Source organism: Bradyrhizobium paxllaeri, from assembly GCF_001693515.2.
Classification (GTDB): domain Bacteria; phylum Pseudomonadota; class Alphaproteobacteria; order Rhizobiales; family Xanthobacteraceae; genus Bradyrhizobium; species Bradyrhizobium paxllaeri.
In genome coordinates, this window is record NZ_CP042968.1 from 7,884,671 (window position 1) to 7,906,558 (window position 21,888).

General features: G+C 63.1%; 20 protein-coding genes. 13 read left to right on the forward strand and 7 right to left on the reverse strand.

Annotated features, from left to right (window positions below):
* Positions 1–141 precede the first annotated feature (141 nt).
* On the forward strand, positions 142–2,364 hold the full coding sequence (locus tag LMTR21_RS37710; protein WP_065750852.1) for an acetate--CoA ligase family protein: 2,223 nt from the start codon (positions 142–144) through the stop codon (positions 2,362–2,364).
* A 116-nt stretch (positions 2,365–2,480) separates the two neighbouring features.
* On the opposite strand, the gene LMTR21_RS37715 is transcribed toward LMTR21_RS37710, so the two are convergent.
* The gene (locus LMTR21_RS37715) at positions 2,481–3,242 is read right to left on the reverse strand and encodes a S1 family peptidase (RefSeq protein WP_065750853.1); all 762 of its coding nucleotides are present in this window, start codon (positions 3,240–3,242) and stop codon (positions 2,481–2,483) included.
* Positions 3,243–3,348: 106 nt separating this feature from the next.
* Here LMTR21_RS37715 and LMTR21_RS37720 point away from each other — a divergent pair, with 106 nt between their 5' ends.
* From LMTR21_RS37720 to recQ, 4 genes are all read left to right on the forward strand, one after another.
* The gene (locus tag LMTR21_RS37720; protein ID WP_065750854.1) at positions 3,349–3,984 is read left to right on the forward strand and encodes an HAD-IA family hydrolase; all 636 of its coding nucleotides are present in this window, start codon (positions 3,349–3,351) and stop codon (positions 3,982–3,984) included.
* A gap of 109 nt (positions 3,985–4,093) precedes the next feature.
* Complete coding sequence (locus LMTR21_RS37725; RefSeq protein WP_065750855.1) at positions 4,094–5,041, forward strand: AAA family ATPase; 948 nt, start codon at positions 4,094–4,096, stop codon at positions 5,039–5,041.
* A 7-nt stretch (positions 5,042–5,048) separates the two neighbouring features.
* On the forward strand, positions 5,049–6,422 hold the full coding sequence (locus LMTR21_RS37730; protein ID WP_065750856.1) for a vWA domain-containing protein: 1,374 nt from the start codon (positions 5,049–5,051) through the stop codon (positions 6,420–6,422).
* Positions 6,422–8,278, forward strand: a complete 1,857-nt coding sequence (gene recQ / locus LMTR21_RS37735; RefSeq protein WP_065750857.1) for a DNA helicase RecQ — start codon at positions 6,422–6,424, stop codon at positions 8,276–8,278. The genes LMTR21_RS37730 and recQ overlap by 1 nt, the downstream gene beginning before the upstream one ends.
* 3 nt (positions 8,279–8,281) lie before the next feature.
* Here recQ and LMTR21_RS37740 read toward each other — a convergent pair whose 3' ends face one another.
* Positions 8,282–9,295 carry a 1-aminocyclopropane-1-carboxylate deaminase gene (locus tag LMTR21_RS37740; protein ID WP_057860379.1) on the reverse strand — a complete coding sequence of 338 codons (1,014 nt, stop codon included), beginning with the start codon at positions 9,293–9,295 and terminating at the stop codon, positions 8,282–8,284.
* Positions 9,296–9,455: 160 nt separating this feature from the next.
* Between LMTR21_RS37740 and LMTR21_RS37745 the strand changes: the two genes are divergently transcribed.
* The gene (locus LMTR21_RS37745) at positions 9,456–9,920 is read left to right on the forward strand and encodes an Lrp/AsnC family transcriptional regulator (protein ID WP_065750858.1); all 465 of its coding nucleotides are present in this window, start codon (positions 9,456–9,458) and stop codon (positions 9,918–9,920) included.
* 27 nt (positions 9,921–9,947) lie between these two features.
* Complete coding sequence (locus LMTR21_RS37750) at positions 9,948–10,562, forward strand: hypothetical protein (protein ID WP_246174976.1); 615 nt, start codon at positions 9,948–9,950, stop codon at positions 10,560–10,562.
* A 144-nt stretch (positions 10,563–10,706) separates the two neighbouring features.
* Here LMTR21_RS37750 and LMTR21_RS37755 read toward each other — a convergent pair whose 3' ends face one another.
* Both LMTR21_RS37755 and LMTR21_RS37760 read right to left on the reverse strand, forming a co-directional pair.
* Complete coding sequence (locus LMTR21_RS37755; protein WP_065750859.1) at positions 10,707–10,976, reverse strand: hypothetical protein; 270 nt, start codon at positions 10,974–10,976, stop codon at positions 10,707–10,709.
* 19 nt (positions 10,977–10,995) lie between these two features.
* Positions 10,996–11,196, reverse strand: a complete 201-nt coding sequence (locus tag LMTR21_RS37760; RefSeq protein ID WP_141688094.1) for a hypothetical protein — start codon at positions 11,194–11,196, stop codon at positions 10,996–10,998.
* Positions 11,197–11,451: 255 nt separating this feature from the next.
* Here LMTR21_RS37760 and LMTR21_RS37765 point away from each other — a divergent pair, with 255 nt between their 5' ends.
* Positions 11,452–11,757 (forward strand): hypothetical protein, encoded by a 306-nt coding sequence (locus LMTR21_RS37765; RefSeq protein WP_065750861.1) that lies wholly within the window; start codon positions 11,452–11,454, stop codon positions 11,755–11,757.
* Between the two features lie 94 nt (positions 11,758–11,851).
* Here LMTR21_RS37765 and LMTR21_RS41675 read toward each other — a convergent pair whose 3' ends face one another.
* The gene (locus LMTR21_RS41675) at positions 11,852–12,541 is read right to left on the reverse strand and encodes a S1C family serine protease (protein WP_347339151.1); all 690 of its coding nucleotides are present in this window, start codon (positions 12,539–12,541) and stop codon (positions 11,852–11,854) included.
* Positions 12,542–12,567: 26 nt separating this feature from the next.
* Here LMTR21_RS41675 and LMTR21_RS41680 point away from each other — a divergent pair, with 26 nt between their 5' ends.
* The 3 genes from LMTR21_RS41680 (at position 12,568) to LMTR21_RS37780 (ending at position 15,833) form a co-directional block, all read left to right on the forward strand.
* Complete coding sequence (locus LMTR21_RS41680) at positions 12,568–12,801, forward strand: hypothetical protein (RefSeq protein WP_347339152.1); 234 nt, start codon at positions 12,568–12,570, stop codon at positions 12,799–12,801.
* 574 nt (positions 12,802–13,375) lie between these two features.
* A complete protein-coding gene (locus tag LMTR21_RS37775) occupies positions 13,376–14,617 on the forward strand; it encodes a glycosyltransferase family 87 protein (protein ID WP_246174977.1) in 1,242 nt (413 codons plus the stop codon).
* A 235-nt stretch (positions 14,618–14,852) separates the two neighbouring features.
* On the forward strand, positions 14,853–15,833 hold the full coding sequence (locus tag LMTR21_RS37780) for a Bug family tripartite tricarboxylate transporter substrate binding protein (RefSeq protein ID WP_246174978.1): 981 nt from the start codon (positions 14,853–14,855) through the stop codon (positions 15,831–15,833).
* Between the two features lie 56 nt (positions 15,834–15,889).
* Here the strand turns inward: LMTR21_RS37780 and LMTR21_RS37785 are convergent, their stop codons facing one another.
* Together LMTR21_RS37785 and LMTR21_RS37790 are read right to left on the reverse strand one after the other, a co-directional pair.
* Positions 15,890–16,852, reverse strand: a complete 963-nt coding sequence (locus LMTR21_RS37785) for a tetratricopeptide repeat protein (protein WP_246174979.1) — start codon at positions 16,850–16,852, stop codon at positions 15,890–15,892.
* A 5-nt stretch (positions 16,853–16,857) separates the two neighbouring features.
* Entirely contained in the window at positions 16,858–17,514 is a 657-nt protein-coding gene (locus LMTR21_RS37790; protein WP_065750864.1) for a FecR family protein, read from the reverse strand.
* A 261-nt stretch (positions 17,515–17,775) separates the two neighbouring features.
* On the opposite strand from LMTR21_RS37790, the gene LMTR21_RS37795 reads away from it, so the two are divergent.
* A complete protein-coding gene (locus tag LMTR21_RS37795; protein WP_148636048.1) occupies positions 17,776–18,417 on the forward strand; it encodes a hypothetical protein in 642 nt (213 codons plus the stop codon).
* A 152-nt stretch (positions 18,418–18,569) separates the two neighbouring features.
* The gene (locus LMTR21_RS37805) at positions 18,570–21,785 is read left to right on the forward strand and encodes a VCBS domain-containing protein (RefSeq protein ID WP_246175988.1); all 3,216 of its coding nucleotides are present in this window, start codon (positions 18,570–18,572) and stop codon (positions 21,783–21,785) included.
* Positions 21,786–21,888 lie beyond the last annotated feature (103 nt).

Sequence of the window (21,888 nt, forward strand, 5' to 3'; positions counted from 1 at the left end):
GATATCGTGCGCGGCGCGAATGGCGCTGCGCGCGCAACGCGTGTTGCCACCCCTGCCAAGTCTCAATAAAAAGGTCGCAATCAAAAACGCACAGCGAGCGTTGTCGATCGCCGCTGCCAAACAGCAGAATAAGGGACATCCATGGACGCTCAGGCAAGCACCGCATCGCATCAAGCCGAACAATGGTCGCCCTCGCCTGACGCCAGCGACATCGTCAAGAGCATCCATGCGATGCTGCACCCGCGCAATATCGTGCTGGTCGGCGCCACCGACAAGCCCGGCAACTATGCCGAGCGCATCTGGAACAATCTGATCAAGTACAAATACGAAGGCGGGCTGTTCCCGGTCAACGCCAAGCGCGAAACGATCTGGGGCGTCCCCTGCTACAAGGATTTCGCCAGCCTCCCCGAAAAGCCCGATCACGTATTGGTGCTGGTGCCGGCGCGTTTTGCCGTGCAGGTGATCCGCGATGCCGCCGCAGCCGGCGCGCGCTCCGCCACCATCGTCACCTCGGGTTTCAGCGAGTTGCAGGACGAGGAAAGCCAGCGGCTGGCGGTTGAACTGAAGCAGGCCGTGCAGGAGACCGGCCTTGCCGTCACCGGCCCGAACTGCCTCGGCAATCTGAGCGCGGGCGAAAAGCTGTTCACCAATATCGACGACCGCATCGTCACCATGGAAGCCGGTCCCGTGGCGATCGTCGGGCAATCCGGCGCGATCGTGATGGCGATCCGCCAGACGCTGGAAGATCGCGGCGTCGGCGTCGGCTATATGGTCACGACAGGCAACGAGACCGGCCTCGAAACACCGGACCTGATGGCCTATTTCGCTGCCGATCCGTCGATCCGCGTCATCGTCGTCTACCTCGAAGGCGTGCGGAACACGAAAGTGTTCCGCGAGGCCTGCAAGGCCGCCCGCGCCGCTGGCAAGCCCGTGATCGCGCTCAAACTCGGCGCCTCCGAAGGCGGTCGCGCCGCCGCGATGGCCCATACCGGCGCGCTCGCCGGCTCGATCGAAACCTTTGATGCGATCTCGACCCGCGAGGGCGTGATCCGCGTCCGCGGATTGGACGAACTGATCGAGACCACCGAGTGCTTCGTCCATGCCGATCCGCCCAAGGGCAACCGTCTCGCGGCCGTGTCGCTGTCCGGCGGCAAGCGTGGCCTTCTGATCGACGCGTTCTATTCGGCTGGCATGAACTTCGCTCCGCTCAGCGCGAATGCGACGGCCCAACTGGCGCAGATGCTCGGACCCGGCAGCATCGTCGGCAATCCGCTCGATGCCGGCTTTGCCGCCGTCGTCGATCCTTCCGTCTACATGAAGTCGATCAAGATCATGATCGACGATCCCGATACCGACATCGTCATCATCGATGCCGAATTGCCGAAAGCGCCGCACGAACTGCGCGAGCGCAATTTGCGCATCGTCAACGAGATGGCGGGCGATGCCAACAAGCCCGTGGTCTATATCAGCGCAATGTCCATCGGCTTCACCGAATTTACCAAGGCCCTGCGCAAGTCGCTGCCCAACATCGCCGTCATGCAGGGCCTCGATCGTGCGGTCGGCGCGATCAAGTCGCTGATCGAATATTCGTCGCTGCGCAAGGAAGTGCCCGACATCGTGTCGAGCTCGAAGGCTTCCGCGCGCGCGATGCTGGAGAAGACGCTGAAGGCCGCCAACGGCGCGGCGGCGCTGGACGAGGTCGCCTCGAAGAAGCTGCTCAAGGCCTACGGCATCCCTGTCTCGAAAGAAGAGATCGCGCAAACCGCGACCGAGGCCGTGAAGATTGCCAAGAAGATCGGCTTTCCCGTCGTCGCAAAGGTCGTCAGCGCCGACATCCTGCACAAATCAGATATCGGCGGCGTGGTGCTGAACCTCAACAGCGCGGCCGAGGTGAAAAAGGCGTTCAACGACATCACCGCGCGGGTGAAGAAGATCAAGAGCAAGCCGAAGCTCGAAGGCATTCTGATCGCCCAACAGGTCAAGGCCGACCTTGAGCTCGTGGTCGGTGCCTCGCTCGACGCCGAGATGGGGCCGGTGGTGCTGTTCGGCACCGGCGGCGTCGATATCGAACTGATGAAGGACGTCGCCCTCGCCGGCGCGCCGCTGGACGAGGCCGAGGCGAAGCAGTTGATCGCCAAGACCAAGGCCGGCGTGAAGATGAAGGGCTATCGCGGTAAGCCGGCGCTGCATGAGCCTTCCGCCGTCAAGGCGCTGGTCGGCCTTTCCAATTTGATGGCGGATGCCGGCAACCGCATCGCCTCGATCGATGTGAATCCGTTCCTGATCAACAGCAAGGTCGGCGTCGCCGTCGACGGCCTGATCGTGCTGAACAACGCCGCCGCGAACAAGGCGGCGGGGCATTAGTCGCGAAAGCCGTAGGGTGGGCAAAGCGCAGCGTGCCCACCATTCAAACCATCGGCATGGAAAGATGGTGGGCACGGCGCTGACGCGCCTTTGCCCACCCTACGGCATCGCGCAAGCTATAACCCCGCGCCCCACTTCTGCGCGGTCTGCAATATCCAATCGCGATACAGCGTCAGCGGCGTGACGCCGGTCATGCCGCCGCAACCTGCCGAGCCGTTCGGCCCGGTTGACCAACTGACCACGCCGACGATCACCGGGCCGGTTTGCTTGTCCTCGAAAACAGGCGCACCGGAATCGCCGGTGCAGGCGCCGAGCCCGTCGCGCGTGCCCTGGCCTGCGGGATCGACCAGCCTGATCTGCAACGTTCCCGGTCTGCCCGTTGCAATCAGTCCGGCGACGCGAATGGTGCCGCCGCTCTTGCCATCGCCGCGCGCCGTCACGCCAATGCCTGCAATGGTGAAACGGCTGCCGACATTGATCGGGATATCAGGTAATCCGAGCGCGGCGGGCGTCTTGCCCTTGGGCGGCACGGCCAATTGCAGCAACGCGACATCCGCCGTTGCGCGATGGCCCGACATCGCCTGCATGTTGAAGCCGGGATGAATGGCGACGCTCTTCACATCCTGCAGCGATGGCTGCCGGTTCGCGCCATATTCGACGATCTTGTATTCCGCGCCTGATGGCACGCAGTGCGCCGCGGTCAGCACCAGCTTTGGCGCAATCAACGCCCCGGTGCAGAAATTGCCGCGCGAGCCGACGATGGTGACGACCGAACGGGCCACCCCTTCCGTCGACGGCGCACCGCCGCCGACGATGGCATGCGCGGGAACGGACAGCAGCAGCGTGAGGGCGGCGATCGTGTAAGGCGGGATCTTCATCGCCGCAGCAATAGCCTTTGGTGCGCATATCGCCAAGCGCCGGATCGGGCTGGTTCTCAAGGGCGTTCCGTGTTAGCCGCTCCGCAAACATATTTTCAGGCAGGGAATGATGATCGAGGCAGTGATCTGGGATTTCGGCGGTGTGCTGACCACCTCGCCCTTCGAGGCCTTTGCGCGGTTCGAGACCGAGCGCGGGCTGCCCGCCGACATCATCCGGCGCACCAACGCCGCCAATCACCTGGAAAACGCCTGGGCCAAGTTCGAGCGCGCCGAAGTCGACATCGAAGCCTTTGACGAATTGTTCGCAGCGGAATCGCTGGCGCTGGGCGCAGCCGTTCGCGGCAAGGACGTGCTGCCGCTGCTGTCGGGCGACCTGCGGCCCGAGATGGTCGAGGCGCTCAAGCGCGTGAAGGCCAAGTTCAAGACAGGCTGCATCACCAACAACCTTCCGGCCAACGCCATCGGCAGCAAGAGCGGCCGCACGCTCTATGTCGCCGAAGTGATGGCGCTGTTCGACCATGTCATCGAATCCGCCAAAATCGGTCTCCGCAAGCCCGACCCGCGCATCTACCGGATGATGGTCGAAACGCTGCAGGTCGATCCCAGGAACTGCGTCTATCTGGACGACCTCGGCGTCAACCTGAAGCCCGCGCGCGAGATGGGCATGACCACGATCAAGGTAGTCAATGCCACGCAGGCGATCGGGGAGCTTGAGGCCGCGACCGGACTGCCATTGCGTTAGGCGGAAAATACCGGAACTTGCGCCCTCGTTATGCCCAAACGGCGCTTGTCCTTTGCCCGCAACAGGGGCAGAACATTCCGAAATCCATCGAATTCGGAGTTGAAAACCCGTGGCTGATACCAGGCCTTCGGCCTCGATCGAGGCAGTGGAAAGCGGTCTTGCGGCGCAGGGCTATATTGCGAGCCGCCAGATCGCGACCGCCGTCTATCTGGCGCAGCAGATCGAAAAACCCATCCTGGTCGAAGGCCCCGCCGGCGTTGGCAAGACCGAGCTGGCGAAGGCGATCGCCGCCTGGCGCGGCATGAAGATGATCCGCCTGCAATGCTACGAGGGGCTGGACGAAGCCAAGGCGCTCTATGAGTGGAAATACGCAAAACAGCTTCTGTACACGCAGATCCTGAAGGACAAGCTCGGCGAAGTGCTCGGCGGCGCGCCGACGCTGGAAGCGGCGCTCAATCAGTTACACGATTTCGGCGATGTGTTCTTCTCCAAGGAATTCGTCGAGCCGCGCCCGCTGCTGCAGGCGCTGGAGCAACCGGCCGGCTGCGTACTGCTGGTCGACGAAATCGACAAGTCGGACGCGGAGTTTGAGTCCCTGCTGCTGGAAATCCTCAGCGATTTCCAGGTGACGATTCCGGAACTCGGAACCGTGGTCGCGGTGTCGCCGCCGACCGTGATCCTGACCTCGAACAGCGAACGCGATCTCGGCGATGCGCTGAAGCGCCGCTGCCTGCACCTGCACATCGGCTTCCCCGAGCAAAAGCTGGAAGAGCGGATCGTCGAAAGCCGCGTGCCCGGGATTTCGCAGACATTGCGCCGGCAGATGGTGGGCTTCATCAACGAGGTCCGCACGCTGGACCTCAAGAAGCTGCCGTCAGTCAGCGAAACCATCGACTGGGCGCGCGTGCTGGTGCTGCTGCAGGCGCCCGAACTCGGCCATGAGGTGGTCAAGGATACGCTCAACGTTCTCCTAAAATACGAGGCGGATATCGAGGCGACCATGCCGCAGGTCTCCACCTTCATCGCCAAGGCTTCGCGTCAGGGCGTCTTCGGGTAAGGTGCGCATGAGGGAGAACCTGCATCGCTTCTTTCGTGCGGCGCGGGGCGCAGGCGTCAGGCTCTCGCCGGCCGAAAGCATCGATGCGATGCGGGCTGTCTCCAAGGTCGGCTTCACCGACCGAACCATCCTGCGCGACACCTTCCTGCTGACGCTCGCCAAGACGCAGGACGAGAAGAAGGCGCTCGGCGACTGCTTTGACCTGTTCTTCGATCAGCCGGAGCCGGAAACGCCACCCGAGGACGGCAAGACGGAAGAGCAGGATACGCAGGGATCCAACGCGGCATCCGATTCACCTGGCGAGACCAGCGGCGGCGAGCAGGCCGAAGGGCTCGGCCAGCTCGCGCAGATGCTGCTGGCGCAGGATCGCAACCAGATTTCCGCCGCCATCGCCAATGCGGCGAGCGCCGCCTCGCTGTCCGACATCCGCTACTTCACCCAGCGCGGCATCTTCTCGGGCCGCATCCTCGACCAGATGGGCCTCCAGCGGCTGCGCGACGATCTCGACAATCTCACGGCGACCAATCCCGCACTGGCGGAACGGCTGACCAATGCGCTGGACGGGCTGCGCGGCACCGTCCGCGATACGGTTTCGCAGGCGCTGATGCTGTACGGGCGCGAGGAAGCGGAAAACCTGCGCAACGAAATCCTGCGAAACGCGCCGCTGTCGCGGATCGAGCCGCGGCAGGTCGAGCAGATGCGCCATCTGATCCGCCAGATCGCCCGCCGACTGCGCGAGCGCTACTCCAAGCCGCGCAAGCGCCAGCGCCGTGGCCATCTCGACGTCCGCCGCACCATCCGCCGCAACGCCGCCTGGGGCGGCGTGCCGTTCCTCACCGCGTGGAAACGGCGGCATCGCGACAAACCGAAAATCGTTGCGCTGTGCGACGTCTCGGGATCGGTGGCGCGGGTCTCCGATTTCTTCCTGCTCCTGATCCACAGCCTGCATGAGGTCGTGGACGACGTCCGCTCGTTCGCCTTTTCGGGCCATCTGATCGAGGTCAGCGACATCCTGGAATCGAAGTCGCCGGAAGAGGCGATGGCCGAGATCATGTCCAAGGTCGGCTTCGGTTCCTCCGATTACGGCAGCTCGCTGGACGATTTCGAACACGGCTGGATGAACGCGATCACGCCGCAGACCACCGTGATCGTGCTCGGCGACGCCCGCAGCAACAACCTCGATCCGCGTGCCGATATCCTTCGTCGAATTGCCGAGCGCTCGAAGCGGCTGGTATGGCTCAACCCGGAGGGCCGCATGGCCTGGGGCTGGGGCGATTCCGAAATGCCGCGCTATTCGACCTTCTGCACTGTCGTCCGCCAATGCGCGACCGCGAAACAGCTCGAACGCGCGGTGTCGGATATCGTGGCGAGCTATCAGTAATGTCGTCTTCGGCAGTTCTTCCCCGTGACAATGCCCCCGATGCGCTGTCGGTGCTGAACTCCGTGTTCGGCCTGCCGGCCTTTCGCGGCGCGCAGGAGGAAATCGTCCGGCACGTGACCAGTGGCGGCAATTGCCTGGTGCTGATGCCGACCGGTGGCGGCAAGTCGCTGTGCTATCAACTGCCATCGCTGTTGCGCGAGGGCTGCGGCATCGTGGTGTCGCCGCTGATTGCGCTGATGCGCGACCAGGTCGCGGGCCTGCTGGAAGCCGGCGTCAACGCGGCGGTGCTGAACTCGACGCTGTCGTTCGACGAGGCCTCGGAAGTCGAGCGGCGGCTGCTGGCGGGCGACCTCGACCTGCTCTATGTCGCGCCCGAGCGGCTCCTGACGCCGCGCTGCCTGTCCCTGCTCGGACAAGCCAACATCGCGCTGTTTGCGATCGACGAGGCACATTGCGTGTCGCAATGGGGGCATGATTTCCGCCCCGAGTATATCGGCCTGTCGGCGATTGCGGAGCGCTTTCCGGACGTGCCGCGCATCGCGCTGACGGCGACTGCCGACGCGATGACGCGCAAGGAGATCGTGACGCGGCTTGGACTTGCCGGCGCGCCGAGCTTCATCTCGAGCTTCGATCGCCCGAATATCCGCTACGAGATCGTCGAGAAGCAAAACGCCCCGGCCCAGCTCAAAGCCTTCATCAGCGAACGCCATGCCGGCGATGCCGGCATCGTCTACTGCCTGTCGCGCGCCAAGGTCGAGGACACCGCACACGCGCTGAGCAGCGCCGGCATCCAGGCCCTGCCCTATCACGCCGGCCTCGACGCCGGCGTGCGTGCCCGCAACCAGGACCGCTTCATCAACGAGGACGGCGTCGTCATCGTCGCCACCATCGCCTTCGGCATGGGCATCGACAAGCCGGACGTGCGCTTTGTCGCGCATCTCGATCTGCCGAAGAGCATCGAGGCCTATTACCAGGAGACCGGCCGCGCCGGGCGCGACGGCAAAGACTCCAGCGCCTGGATGGCCTATGGCCTCTCCGACATCGTGCAGCAGCGCCGCATGATCGACGAATCCACCGCATCAGATGCATTCAAGCGCGTGTCGATCGGCAAGCTCGATGCGCTGGTGGCGCTGGCGGAAACCGCCGGCTGCCGCCGCAGCCGCCTGCTCGGTTATTTCGGCGAGGAAGTCACAGGCAGCAACTGCGGCAATTGCGACAACTGCCTGTCGCCGCCGCAGCTCCGCGACGGCAAGGTCGCCGCGCAAAAATTGTTGTCCTGCGCTTACCGCACCGGGCAGCGGTTCGGCGCCATGCACCTGATCGACGTGCTGGTCGGGCGCCTGACCGAGAAGGTCACGCAGTTCAACCACGACAAGCTGTCCGTGTTCGGCATCGGCCGCGATCTCAACGAGAAACAATGGCGCGCCGTGATCCGCCAGTTGGTCGCCATGGGCCATCTGCGCGCCGACAGCGAGGCGTTCAACGCGCTGAAGCTGACCGAGAGCGCGCGCGGCGTCCTCAAGGGCGAGACCGAGATCATGCTGCGCGAGGCGGCGCCGGGCACGCGCATCCGCGTCAACCGCGCCAAATCAAGGCGCGGCGATCTGGCGCCGCGCGCCGAGACCAAGCCCGCCGATGCTCCCCTGCAGGCTGCGTTGCGGGCATGGCGCGCCGAGATCGCACGCCAGCGAAGCGTGCCGGCCTATGTCGTGCTGCACGATTCGACCATCGACGGCATCGCCGCCGCACGCCCAATGACGCTCAACGAACTCCGGAATATCCCCGGCATCGGCGACAAGAAGCTCGAGCATTACGGCGACGAATTGCTCGCGCTGGTGCGCTCGGCGGACGCTTGAGCCTCACCCGTTGCGGAAGGTGTAGGCGTAGCCGTTGATCGCGGGGGCGCCACCGAGATGGGCGTAGAGCACCTTCGATCCCTTCGGGAAATAACCCTTGTTCACGAGATCGATCATGCCCTGCATGGATTTTCCCTCGTAGACGGGATCGGTGATCATGCCTTCGAGACGCGCGCAAAGCCGGATCGCCTCCTTGGTCTCTTCCGAAGGAACGCCATAGGCCGGATAGGCGTAATCCTCGATCAGGACGACATCGTCCTCGACGAGGTCGCGGCCGAGCTCGACGAGCTTTGCGGTGTTACGGGCGATATCGAGCACCTGGGCCTTGGTCTGCGCGGGCGTAAAGGAGGCGTCGATGCCGATCACCTTGCGCTCGCGGCCGTCCTTGGCAAATCCCACCAGCATGCCGGCATGGGTCGACCCGGTGACGGTGCAGACCACGATGTAGTCGAAGGCGAAGCCGAGTTCCTTCTCCTGCGCCCGCACCTCCTCGGCGAAGCCGACATAGCCGAGCCCCCCATATTTGTGGACGGAGGCGCCTGCCGGAATCGCATAGGGCTTGCCGCCCTTGGCCTTCACATCCGCAATCGCCTCTTCCCAGCTCTGGCGAATGCCGATGTCAAAGCCTTCGTCGACCAGCCGCACGTCGGCGCCCATGACGCGGCTGAGCAGGATGTTGCCGACGCGGTCATAGACCGCGTCCTCATGTGGCACCCAGCTTTCCTGCACGAGGCGGCACTTCATGCCGATCTTGGCCGCAACGGCAGCGACCATGCGGGTGTGGTTGGACTGCACGCCGCCGATCGAGACCAGCGTGTCCGCGTTGGAGGCGATCGCATCGGGAATGATGTATTCCAGCTTGCGCAGCTTGTTGCCGCCGAAGGCAAGGCCGGAATTGCAGTCCTCGCGCTTGGCGTAGAGTTCAACCTTGCCGCCGAGGTGCTGCGACAGCCGCTCCAGCTTCTCGATATGGGTGGGCCCGAAGGTGAGCGGATAGCGTTCGAATTTCTCCAGCATCGTGGTCCCCGTTGATGATCGGATGTCTGGAAACGCCCCTAGCATTGAGGGCTGGAAAGGTGCTCTCTAAATTAACACCTGCTCTTCACGAAGATTGCACCCATATTCGATCCGATTACTACTCCATCCGCTATCTGATATAATTTCGAGAGATTCTTCCATGGCCGGCAGGTTGGACCGCACCGACCTTAAGATACTGCGTTTGCTGCAGAATAGCGGCCGGCTGACCAATGCCGAGCTGGCCGAAATGGCCGGCGTCAGCGCCGCCACCTGTCACCGCCGCACCCAGCGGCTGTTCGACGAGGGCTATATCCCCCAGGTCAGGGCGATGGTCGCGCCGCGCAAGGTCGGCAAGGGCGCACTGGTTATGGTCGGCGTCGTGCTGGACCGCTCCACGCCGGAGAGCTTTGCCGCCTTCGAGCGGGCGATCGCGCAGCTGAAATTCGTGCTCGATTGCCACCTGGTGGCCGGCGATTTCGACTATTTCCTCAAGATCCGCGTCGGCGACATGGAAGATTTCAACCGCATCCACGGCGAGCAATTGATCGCGCTGCCGGGTGTCCGCCAGACCCGGACCTTCTTCGTCATGAAGGAAGTGGTCGACAACGCACCGCTCGATTTCTGATGGGAAGCCAGTCGTGGAACTGGCGAGATGCTGGTCACACCGCGCGCCATGTTCTATCAACCGGGCATGACCAGAAAGCTTTGCCGGCAGGCTTTCGCGCTTGCCACCATTTTTATTGCGATGCCGGCCCTTGCCTCGGACGAACTGCAGCGGCAACAGCCCGATACCGTCATCTTTGCGATGATGTCCGGCAAGTGCGCTACGCTCAAGGTCGCGGGCCGCGATTTTGGCTGCCGTGCCGTAGCCTTCTTCCAGACCGAGGAAGGCAGGGCGAATTTTACCGTGGCGCTCGACGACCCCAACGACGACAGCCACATCATCACGTTCTCCGGCGACAACGGACGACGGCCCGAGACCAATCTGTACGAACTGCCGATCGACCGGATGCTGCTGAAATCCAAGGACAGACCGAAGGCCGATGGCTTGCCGGTGCCGGCAGTCGAATCGACCGCTGGCCTTTGCAAACAGGTCGGCAACTTCGTGACGCTCGAGCTTTCTTCCATCTCCTGCACCGCAGTCGACAAGAACGGCAAGAAGTACGAGCTGCAATATCAATCCGACGGCGCGCCGATGGCGGTACGCCGCATCAAGCGGATGCGCGTCGGCAGCCCCGCGGTGTCGCCGTTCGACGACGTCAAATGAAAGGCCGCCGGCGGTAAACCGACGGCGGCCAGCGTCGATCCACGCATGGCTCGCGACTGCGCAGACAGCATCAGGCTAGTTCGAAATTCCTCTCAAGCGGTGCAGGCGATCGGTCGAAGTCGAACGATTGCCTTCACACGGGCTTTACCGTGAACCGCCGCGCTCGCGCCCGCTCCTCGTCGGCAGGATGGAGGCTGCGATTTCAAACGCGACGGCCCATCTCGGCTTTTCTTCCTCGGCGCCGGGTACGTTGATCTGCACGCCGCCACCGTCCGTGACGGTGTCGGACGCGGCCAGCACGGCGGCTTCGAGGGCGGCGCCGCGCGAATCGTAGACGCCGCCGATCTTGATGTTATCTGCAAACACCGACCAGCCCAGCGGGGCCTTCACGACTTCGAACACCGATCGTTCCATCAGGTCTCCTGCATCGGTTTCACCTGTATCGCTTCCGCGCCTCGCCGACCCGGCGAATCCTGGCGAAGGAAGCGTGGTGCCGGGACACCGGCTTGTCGTCGGCGGTGGCCTTGGTCCGCCACTCGAAAGCCCGCAACCCTGTCGGCAAATTCACCACCGGTGCCAGCGCGACTTCCTTCCGCACGGCATCGACAATCCGATCGAACTCAACTTCGCTCATCGCACGCTCCATTGCGCCAGGCCGGCATTCTGCCGCCAGGACGATAAGAGGGGACCGCGCTGAGCACAGATCGCCATGCAAGTTTGTTGTTTGAAGGCTCGCCCGCGGTCGCTTCGATGGCAAAAACGGGCCGAAATCGGGAAGGTTCGAATCGTTCCGTGCGAAACCAATGGCCCTCGAGGAACCCGCCGGTGGCCCCCTTGGCCGAACTTGCCCCTTGCGTGCTAGATTCGGCCGCGAATCAGGAGGGTTTGCATGCCTGTAGACAGTGACAGCGCCATTGCGTGGCACCGGGCGCAGCTCAAGAAGCTTCGCGAGACCTTGAGGAGCATCGAGACCACGAGGTTCATGGTGGGCGAGTCCGCCCAGGCAAGCAGGACCGGCAGGACCCAGAAGACGATTGCCGAGCTCGAGCAGAAAATCCGGCAGTCGCAACACATCATCGCCGCCTACGAGCGCCAGACCCGGCGGCCGCTGGCGACAGACCAGCGCAGCCTCGCCAGCGTGAGCTGGAGTAGCTGGACCGCCCAGACGGCGCACGGCCGGGGCAATTCGCGGTAATTGCCGCGTATCCCGAAGGCCGCCGGCATTCCGGCGGCTGGCACAGCGGCAACGACTCTTCCGCCCATGGCTTGGGGCCGGGCGACCTCTGTACCTAATTCTTTGCCGTCTCTTTCTCCTTCGCCCTGGCTTTGCAGGAAATCAGAAACGTAAACGCCCGCGCGTTGCGCGCGATATCGGTCGTCTTCAATTCGGCCTTGGCGTCGGAGATCTGATACGGCACCACGCTGTTGTCGAGGAAATCCCGTAAAGCGCCGGTCTTGATGGCGAAATTGATGTTCTCGGGAATGTTGCCGGTTGCCCGCGCAAACTTGAGTGCATTCAGTTTGGCGGCGACGACGCCGACCACGTCGCCGCTCGAGGCCAGCAACGGCCCCCCGCTGTTGCCGGGCTGAACGGCCGCGCTGATCTGGAGAAAGCGCGTATCGTTGAGGATGCCGCTGAGCGAGCTCACGATCCCCGTCGTCACCGTGAAATCGGACGTCAGCAATCCGTGAAAGGGATAGCCGATCGCCACCACGCTGTCGCCGGACTGAATCGCCTTGTCGCGGATCCTGGCAACGTCCTTGAACGAGCCCGTCACCTGCAGCAGCGCAAGATCGTTGGTCTCGTCGCTCGACACCAGGCGCAATTTGGCGGGCGCCTCGCCGGACAGACTGCCCTGGATATCGCCGACGCATCCCTGCACGACATGGGCGTTGGTGACGAGGTGGCCATTCGCGCTCACCAGAAAGCCGGTGCCGGTCTGGTCGAACAAGTCTGTCGGGCTTGCCCGGCGCAGCATCCGGCGCCGCCGCTGCGGCGACCGGCTTGGCCACGGGAAGAACCGAGAAATCGCCGGCACTGGCCAAGCCCGACTGCTTGATCCTGGCAACGCAGTTCACCAGTACCGGCAATAGCTGTCCGGTCTGGTCGAGGTTGAACTGGAAGAGCTGTCCCCGCGTAAAGGCGGTCATGGCCTTCGCACGCCGGAACTGGCTGATCAGCGAGGAGTTGCTCGGCATCGGCACGCGAACCAGCTTGTCGGCGATCGGGATGCCGTGAACGTTGAACGGTTGCTGGCCGTCGAATGTCAGGGTCAGCGGAAAAGCCTGCCCGGTCGTCAGTCGCCATTCTTCATGCATGAAGCCGAGGCTCCAGCCGCCAGTATGATCGATCATCACCAGAAAATAGATGCCGCTGGCATATGAAGCGCCTGCCGCACAGTGCGAGAAGGATCCGGTCTGGTCGTTGGTGTAGGCCCCGCCCTTCCAATTGCCGACACTGATCGAACCATAGGGCCCGCGCGCTTGCGCATTCGAACCGGCAAAAATCATACACAACAAAGCTGCGACTGCAGCAGAACGGCATTTCATAAGCACTTCCCCCACATTCCCAAGGTGAGCATATTTACCTTTGCAACCGGTGTCTATTTGGACCGGCACGGGGGCGAAAATTCTTCCGCGGCAGCACGAAAGCAGGCTCGCCGCCGGTCACGCGCGGTGCGGCAGCGGCGGCCTGAAACCCACTTCGTTAAGTTCTTTGCCGGATACTCCGTCCATCGTCCCGATCGTCGTAAGGTCGAGACCGATTCGCATCCGCCCGTCGCATGGCGGCTCATCGCTTGGCAGGACAACGCATGGACTTGGCATACGGCGGAGGCCACTTCGAGCACCGGGCAGGCTTGCGTCCGCCTGCGGTCGTGCTGATCCCTGCCCTGGCGATGTCGTTTTACATTTGGCTGATTCTCGTCACGACCATTCCCTACCCGGGCAAGATCGGGCTCGACTACAATACCCTCGGCACCGACTGGATGGTGTTCTACGGCGCGATCCGCTCGGTGCTCGACGGCAACGCGCCGTTGATCTTCGACGGTGATCGCTTCACCGACTACATCAACACCGCGTTTGCAGGCTGGCTCTCCGCGCCGCTGGAATTCCGGCCATGGGCCTATCCGCCGAGCTTTCTCCTGATCCTGCTGCCGTTCGCGCCGTTGGGTTTCTTCGGCTCCTATGTGGCATTTCAGATCGTGACCGCCGCCGTATTGGTGGTAGCGCTGCGTGCGTTTGCGGCAAACAGCCTGCCATCGGGTGCCCTGCTCGCGGCCGTACTAATTTGTCCGGCGTCGGCCATCAATGTGATCAACGGTCAGGCCGTCTTTCTGGTCGCAGCCCTGATCGTCGGCGGGTTCGCCCTTCTGGAACGGCGGCCTTATCTCGCCGGTTTGGTGCTGGGGCTGCTGACGTTCAAGCCTCAATTCTGCATCCTGGTCCCGATCGCACTCGTCGCGGCCGGGCAATGGCGCGCGCTTTTGGCGTCGGGCCTGTCTGCGCTCGTCATGATGATCGCGAGCGGACTGATTTTCGGATGGGACCTGTGGCTGCGCTGGCTTCCCCTCATTATCGAAAATCTCGTCAGCCCGAACGAGAAGTGGATCGAGTACGGCCGCATGTGGGGCCACAGCGTCTATACCTGCGCGGTTCTGCTCGGCGCGCCGCAGCAGCTGGCATCGTGGGCCCAACTGCTCGCCACGTTGGGCGCGGCCATATCCGTCGTTGTCGCCTTCCGGTCGAGATTGGGAGTACGGGATAAGATCGCGGTTTTTCTGGCTGCCACCGTCCTCGCCGCGCCGCACTCCGGTCCCTATGACGGGACGCTATTGGTGATCGCTGCAGCCTTCTGGTTGATGGCGCGGGCCGCTCCCCTGCCGTTGTGGTGCTGGACCCTGGCGTTCATGATCTGGCTGCTGCCGATGCTGAGCCCGCCGCTGGTGTTTCCCGTGGGCCGAACCGCTCCGCTTTTCCCCGTGCTGCTGATCGGGCTTCTGCTTCGTCCCGCAGGCCCCGTCGAGGGCGTAAAGGCGCCGGTTCCCGCCGGATAGCCCTTGCGCGCCCCTCTCCGGAACGATGGCGCGGAAATGTCCGTCGGCAGCGACCAAACGCCCCGGTGCCGCCCTCTTTTCGGCCGATCATTTTGATGGATCGGGTCTGGCATCTTGCATACGGTAGGGGCCCCATTGCCTTATCCATTCCGGGCCAACGCCGGAACTAGGAAGGCAAAAATCAATCGCGCCGCCGCTGGCGGACGCCAATCTTCAATAATCGGAGGAAAATGCCGTGAAGCCAAGAGTTGTCCGGTCCGCCCTGTTTACACTTCTGGCGGTCGTATCCGCCATGGCCGGCCAGGCGCAGGCCCAATCATGGCCGGAAAAGCCGATCACCTTCATCGTGCCGTTCGCGGCCGGCGGCGGCACCGATGCCTTTGCCCGCCCGCTGGCGGCCCAACTCGACACGCAACTGGGCAAGCGCGTGCTGATCGAAAACCGCGCCGGCGCCGGCGGCACCGTCGGCGCATCGCTCGCGTCAAAGGCTGCGCCGGATGGCTACACCTTCTTCATGGGCGCGGCGCATCACGCCATCGCCCCCTCGCTCTATCCCAACCTCGACTACAATTTCGAGAAGGATTTCATTGCGGTGGCGCTGGTCGCGCGGCCGCCGCAGGTGGTGGTCGTCAATCCGGACAAGGTCGCCGCCAAGACGCTGGCCGAGTTCATCGCCTATGCCAAGGCCAATCCCGGCAAGCTGAACTACGGCTCCGCCGGAGCCGGTACCACGCACCATCTTGCGGGTGAGCTGTTCAAGATCCTGACCAAGACCAACATCCAGCACGTCCCCTATCGCGGGGCAGGACCTGCGATGCAGGATCTCATCGCCGGCCACGTGCCTGTCGTGTTCGACGGGCTGGGTTCGTCGGCAGCCCCGGTCAGGGCCGGACAGTTGCGGGCGCTGGCCGTCGCCGCACCGAAGCGCGTACCGGCATTCCCCGACCTTCCGACCGCCGCGGAAGCGGGTCTGGCCGGCTATGAAGTGTCGACCTGGTACGGCCTGTTCGCGCCGAAGAACACGCCGCCGGCGATCGTCGAGCAGATGGTCAAGGAGTTACAGAAGGCCATGCAGACTCCTGCCATCAAGGAAGCCTGGGAGCGCAACGGCTCCGATGTCCCTGACGTCACGGGTCCCGCATTCGCCAAAATGGTGTCCGCTGAGGTCGAGCGCTGGCGCAAGGTCGTGACCGAGGCGAACGTGAAGCTGGATTAAGCTGGCAGCTGGGCGCGGCACCGTTTCACGACGAGTTGCCGCGCCGCGCTCGCTGATTAATTGCCGTTGCGTACGCCATAGCGCGTGAAGTCGTCATCGATCCCGGCCTGGATCGTCCTTGCCGCGGAGATATCGGCATCGCCACCGGTCTTGTCACCGCTCTTTAGCCTGGCGAGCCCGCGCCCATAGAGCGCACTCGCCAGCTTCGGATCGAGCCGCAGCGCGGAACTGAAATCATTTATTGCCGCATCGGCTCGCCCCATCTTCAGGTGGATCAGTCCACGCGAGTCATGGGTGGCGGCGTCGTTCGGCAACGACTGCAGCACCTTGTTGCAGTCCTCGAGCGCTGCCTGCAACGAGCCGAGGATGGCCCGGGTCCAGCAGCGTCCGCTCCACGCGGCTTCCAGATTGGGCTCGAGGCGGATCGCCTCGTCGTAGTCCCGCGCCGCGCGATCGTACTCGTGCTTTTTCAGGTAGACTCCGGCACGGTTGGCGAATGCCCTGCCGTAGTTCGGATTGAGCTTGATCGCCTGATCGAAAGATTTGATAGCGAGGTCGTACTTGGCCTTCTTCAGGTAGGCCGCGCCGCGGTTGTTGAAAGCCTTGGCGGAAGTTGGATCGAGCTTGATCGATTGGTCGAAATCAGGGATCGCCTGGTCAAAGTCTCCGTTTGCGGCATGGGCGTTGCCCCGATTGTTGTAGGCAATAGCAAGGGCCGCCTTGCCTTGACCGGACTCGATGAGCGCCGTGCAACCATCAATCCGCGCGGCGAGCGGCATGCGGCCGGTACCGTTACACAGTTCGATGTTCGCGAGATAGTCATCCTTCTTGGGGCTCTGCGCCGCAGCCAGCGTCCCGAACAGCAGCAAACCAAGAAGGGTTGCGGCGCCGCCGCTCGCACAAAACTTCATACCGGAGCCTTCTCGATTCTGCGCTGGGTCATAAGCCGCCGTTGACTTCAACTCCCCACGCCCGGACGTCTCAGGTTGCGAGTGGCGCGAGCGGCTCGCCTCCCACAACGGCGCTAGCACCCCCGACAGATGTTCAGGTTCGATTTTGGAAAAGCCCTTCGTTCGGGTTGCTGTGCTGCAGGTGCCGCCGGCTTTCCCGCAGGCTTGCTCTTGCCCTCTTCGATGAGCGTTGAAAATCTGACTGTCCCATCGTCCGAGATTTCGACGCGTGGCGTGGTGCCGCGAACGCCCATGGTCGCGACCGGGGTGTCGACCTTCATATCCCCGGTCTTCGCGATTTTGCCGGCGATGATGGTGAAGGTTCCCTTGGTCAGATTGATCAGGCTGGAATTGGACGTCCCGTTTGGGTCGTAAACGAACTCGTTCAAGACCATGTGCGCGTTGTTCGCCAGATTGAACGAGGTGCCGTCGGTGAAGTTGATACCGACCCGACCGTCGGCGCCGGTCGCAACCGCGTCGCCCTGATAGACGAGATCGCCAACTTTTGCCTGACCGGCCTGGCCTGCGGTGCTGGCCTGAACGACCACAGCACCCGCACGTTCAATTGTGACCGAACCTGTGGCGACGACAACTCTTCCAATGGGTTTTGATGCGACATCCTGAACGGCGGGCGTTGCCGGACCGCGTTGCGCTTGAGCCGAACCGGGGAACAACCCTGCCGCTGCCAGAGCCAAACCTGCCACCAATGCGGTAATCGCATGCGTGCACATGATCGCCCCTCTTGTTGAGAGATCTTCGTAACAGCACCAGCCAGGGCGACATTAAACCCCGGTTCGGGGCAGCGCACCATCCGGCATTTGCTCAAAAGGATTACCTCTTTTGGGCCTAAACCTGATGCACATGGATTGGTCTATTTTGGAACCGGAGGTCTCGGCGGTCGGCCGTCGGCCGGAAGCGCCGGGATATCATGGTGCGCGCAGAGGCGGAACAGGAGGAATGCGCACCAAGGCGAGTGGCAGAGGGGGTCAACCATGCTCACTGGCAACGAACGAAAACCGGCGGCGGCCCTAGTTCCCCGTGTTATCAGCAACATCAAGGCGACGGCCATGCGGAACCTGCTCGGGCGTGCGAACGGCACTGCAGCTCAGGTGGTGGTTGGCGATCCCCGAAGCCGGGCCGATGCCGGCAGGTTCGGCATGCTGTGGCTGACAGCGCTGACCTTCTCGATGACGAACAAGGTCCAGGCCGCCGACCCGGACGTCACATTCCTGGACGACGACCTCATCACATACAAGGACCTCGAGCACGGCGCGTTCGAGCTTGTAACCAAGGAGGCGATCCCGCGGCACTTGCTCGTTGAGGATCCCGGTCAGACAATCGTCCTGCACCGGCAAGGGTCCTCGGTCAGCGTGAACGCAGTCACGAATTCTGCTGCGCGAATGGCGGAGTTGCAGGCGGCTCAGCAGGAAGCGCTCGCCACTGCCGAGAAAGGACCGGGGGCACCCGGATCAAGCACGCCTCCCTTCCTCGCCCCCCTGCAGGTGAAACCGATCAATTTCATTCAGATTGAGGAAGCCATCCCGGCGCAAAATTCGCTCACAATGCCCCCGCTGCTCTTCACTCCGCCCCCGAGGACATTCTCGGAAAGATACCGCCTCTGCCGCCGACACTGAACGCCGCGGCCGGGCCAACCGAAATCGACACCGTGGTCTTTGACGTCTTCACGGCAACCAGCGGCACCTTCGTTGCGAGCAGCTCCAACAGCAACGCCGCACTGACCTTCGGCATCAGCGGAGGAAGCACCGGCAGCACCGTGCTCGATGGGGTGACGTACGATGTATCGAGAACCGGTCCCTACGGCACGCTTTACGTCAACAGTGCGACCGGCGCCTATACGTTCGTTCCGAATAGTGACGCCATCAACGCGCTGACCGCACCCACGACCACGAACTTCGTCATCACGGTATCCGACGGCACGCTGTCGGCCAGCCAAACCTTCACGATCGCCATCAACGGCGCCAACGATGCGGCCATCATTTCCGGCGCGATATCCGGCGCAGTTATCGAAGCCGGCGGCGTCGCCAATGCCACGCCCGGCTCACCGACCGCGACCGGCATACTCACCGATACCGACGTCGACAATCCGCCCAATACTTTCACGGCGGTCACCTCGCCAAAGGCGAGCGCGGGAGGCTACGGCACTTTCACAATGACGGCGGCCGGCGTGTGGGCCTACACGCTCAACAACGCCAGCAGCGCGGTGCAGGCGCTCAATGCCGGCGACACGCTGACCGACACCTTCACGGTGACGACGACCGACGGTACGCCGCAAGTGGTGACGATCACCATCCACGGCGCCGGCGACGCGGCCATCATTTCCGGCACGACCACTGGCTCAGTCGTCGAAGCCGGCGGCGTCGCCAATGCTACAGCGGGCACCCCGACTGCGACGGGCACGCTTTCCAACACCGACGTCGACAATGCGTCCGACACGTTCACGGCAGTTAGCGCGCCGGCAGCGAGCGATGGCGGCTACGGCACCTTCACGATGACGGCGACCGGCGTGTGGACCTACACGCTCAACAACGCCAACAGCGCGGTACAGGCACTCAATGTCGGAAACACGCTGACCGACACTTTCACGATAACCACCATAGACGGCACCGCGCAGGTGGTGACGATCACCATTACCGGCACCAACGACGCGGCCGTCATTTCCGGCACAGCGACCGGCTCGGTGATCGAGGCCGGCGGCGTGGCCAATGCCACGCTTGGCACCCCGACCGCGACCGGCACGCTTACCGACGCTGACCCCGATAATGCGTCCAACAGCTTCACCGCGATTAGCTCGCCAAAGGCGAGCGCGGGCGGCTACGGCAGCTTCACAATGACCGCAGCCGGCGTGTGGATATACACCGTCGACAACGCCAACAGCGCGGTGCAGGCGCTTAATGTCGGCGGCACGCTCACCGACACTTTCACGGTAACCACCGTGGACGGCACCGCGCAGGTCGTGACGATCACCATTACCGGCACCAACGACGCCGCCATCATTTCCGGCACCGCGACCGGCTCGGTGATCGAGGCTGGCGCCACGCCCGGCGTGCCGAAAGCGACCGGCACGCTCACCGACACCGACGTCGACAATGCGCCAAACACGTTCACGGCAGTTAGTGCGCCGGCGGCGAGCGACGGCGGCTACGGCACCTTCACGATGACGGCGGCCGGCGTGTGGACCTACACGCTCGACGACGCCAACAGCGTGGTGCAGGCGCTCGATGTCGGCGACACGCTGACCGACACCTTCACGGTGACCTCCATAGACGGCACCGCTCGAATGGTGACGATCGCCATCCACGGCGCCAGCGACGCGGACCCCAACGATTTCGACAATCTGGCCCTCGGGACGGCCGTAAGCTTCGAACCGCCGAACATCGTCCATGGAACTCCTGGACATGACTCCATCGCAGGAGGCGGCGATGAGGGACAAATCATCTATGGGGGCGCCGGTGATGACACCCTCAACGGCACCGGCAAAGCGGACATCATCTACGCAGGCTCCGGCAATGACACGGTCAAGGGCAATGACGGAGATGACACGATCTACGGCGGCTCGGGAAGCGATACCATCAATGCCAACAATGGAAATGACACTATCATCGGCGGATTTGGAGCGGACTTTCTCACCGGCAGCAATGGAGACGACACCTTCGCTTATCTGTCCGCAGTGGACTCCAACAGGGCACAGTTCGACATCATTTCCGATTTCAGATCGGGAGCCGATAAGATCGATTTGACGGCATTGGGTGCACTTGCGTTCCTGGCGCTGACGTCCACCAGCACGTCCGTGCCGGCGCATACTGTCGCGTGGCGCTATGACAGTGCAAGCAACGAAACAATCGTATACGTCAATCCGACGGATCAAACCTTGAGCATTGGCGATTCCAGCCTGGTGGAAATCCACCTGCAGGGGATCGCGACCGTTCAGCCTTCGGATTTCATCACGCAATCGGCGGCCGCACCCGTCGTGGCAGCCGAGGAGCTGATCAGCCCCGAGCTGACCGCTACCGTTACGGAAGAAGAGGCGGCTGTCGCCACCACCGCCGAAATACTGCCGGACTCGCCTCTCAATGACGGCACGCTCGTCGCTAATGGGAACTGGACGCCGCAAACGACCGGCGTGGACGGCAGCTACGAGGCCGCTCGAAATCACAACGATTCGATCGATTATTCCAAGTTTGCCAGTTTCAGCTTCGACCAAGTCCCGACGCAGCCGACCGAAGCAACCGATGACGGGTCAGTTGCGCCGGCGAGTGGAGCAGCAATCGATACGAAGACCGTCCACACCACGACGCCGACGGAGCAGAACTTCGCATTGAACCAGCAGGCGGTGATCGACACCGCCCTCTACGGCACGAATGTCGTCGCGATGAACGACGATATAGCCACGTCGCAACAGATCGACGATGGCCGCCCCCTGCATGAGAACAGCCGTGCCGAGCACTCGCACACTGAGGCGCCGTCGCATTCCGCAACGCACTCCAACATTGCTTGGAACAACGAAAATCAGGGACAAGGCCACGGTGCCAAGCCGCCAGTGGCGAATGACGTCGCGATCGATGACGATCCTAACGGCCATGCAAGCCATGCGAACTCAAACAGCCACCATTCGGCTTCAGACGAACCGAACAAGCACGCAACGGCGTCCAAGCATGAAGCCGCTGAGTTCGAACCAACGACAACCGCTGCTACTCCTGCCCCAGCGGCGGCCCATATGCATGGGCTTGGAGGCTCATTCCACTTCAAGGAAAAGATTTCTGCCGCTGGAGCCCCTACCGTCGTCGAGGACACGGAGGTGGGCCACATCGCAGTGTCGATCGGTCATCCCGCAGGAGCGACGGACCCCAACGATCTATCGGCGGTTTCGGAGATAGCCCAACCAATTGAACCGTCCTCACCAACGGACCACGCAAATTTCGGCCACGCCTGGGGCCACATGGGGCACGCCGCGGCCCATGCGGCGCACGAACTGATGGTGTGAGGGGCCGCTGATTGCAGCGCTGCCACCTCGGGCATCCCGAGTTCGGCCCAAAAGGATTACTCCTTTTGGGCCTAAAGCCTGACGCACATGGATTGGTCTACTT

Excerpts from the sequence above, each read along its gene's own strand:
- LMTR21_RS37720 (WP_065750854.1), top strand. The coding sequence starts at position 3,349 with ATGATGATCGAGGCAGTGATCTGGGATTTCGGCGGTGTGCTGACCACC.
- LMTR21_RS37745 (WP_065750858.1), top strand. The coding sequence starts at position 9,456 with ATGGCCGGCAGGTTGGACCGCACCGACCTTAAGATACTGCGTTTGCTG.
- LMTR21_RS37750 (WP_246174976.1), top strand. The coding sequence starts at position 9,948 with ATGCTGGTCACACCGCGCGCCATGTTCTATCAACCGGGCATGACCAGA.
- LMTR21_RS37760 (WP_141688094.1), bottom strand. The coding sequence starts at position 11,196 with ATGAGCGAAGTTGAGTTCGATCGGATTGTCGATGCCGTGCGGAAGGAA.
- LMTR21_RS37730 (WP_065750856.1), top strand. The coding sequence starts at position 5,049 with ATGAGGGAGAACCTGCATCGCTTCTTTCGTGCGGCGCGGGGCGCAGGC.
- LMTR21_RS37740 (WP_057860379.1), bottom strand. The coding sequence starts at position 9,295 with ATGCTGGAGAAATTCGAACGCTATCCGCTCACCTTCGGGCCCACCCAT.
- LMTR21_RS37795 (WP_148636048.1), top strand. The coding sequence starts at position 17,776 with ATGCTCACTGGCAACGAACGAAAACCGGCGGCGGCCCTAGTTCCCCGT.
- LMTR21_RS37790 (WP_065750864.1), bottom strand. The coding sequence starts at position 17,514 with ATGTGCACGCATGCGATTACCGCATTGGTGGCAGGTTTGGCTCTGGCA.
- LMTR21_RS37710 (WP_065750852.1), top strand. The coding sequence starts at position 142 with ATGGACGCTCAGGCAAGCACCGCATCGCATCAAGCCGAACAATGGTCG.
- LMTR21_RS37715 (WP_065750853.1), bottom strand. The coding sequence starts at position 3,242 with ATGAAGATCCCGCCTTACACGATCGCCGCCCTCACGCTGCTGCTGTCC.
- LMTR21_RS37775 (WP_246174977.1), top strand. The coding sequence starts at position 13,376 with ATGGACTTGGCATACGGCGGAGGCCACTTCGAGCACCGGGCAGGCTTG.
- LMTR21_RS37755 (WP_065750859.1), bottom strand. The coding sequence starts at position 10,976 with ATGGAACGATCGGTGTTCGAAGTCGTGAAGGCCCCGCTGGGCTGGTCG.
- LMTR21_RS41675 (WP_347339151.1), bottom strand. The coding sequence starts at position 12,541 with ATGCTGCGCCGGGCAAGCCCGACAGACTTGTTCGACCAGACCGGCACC.
- recQ (WP_065750857.1), top strand. The coding sequence starts at position 6,422 with ATGTCGTCTTCGGCAGTTCTTCCCCGTGACAATGCCCCCGATGCGCTG.
- LMTR21_RS37765 (WP_065750861.1), top strand. The coding sequence starts at position 11,452 with ATGCCTGTAGACAGTGACAGCGCCATTGCGTGGCACCGGGCGCAGCTC.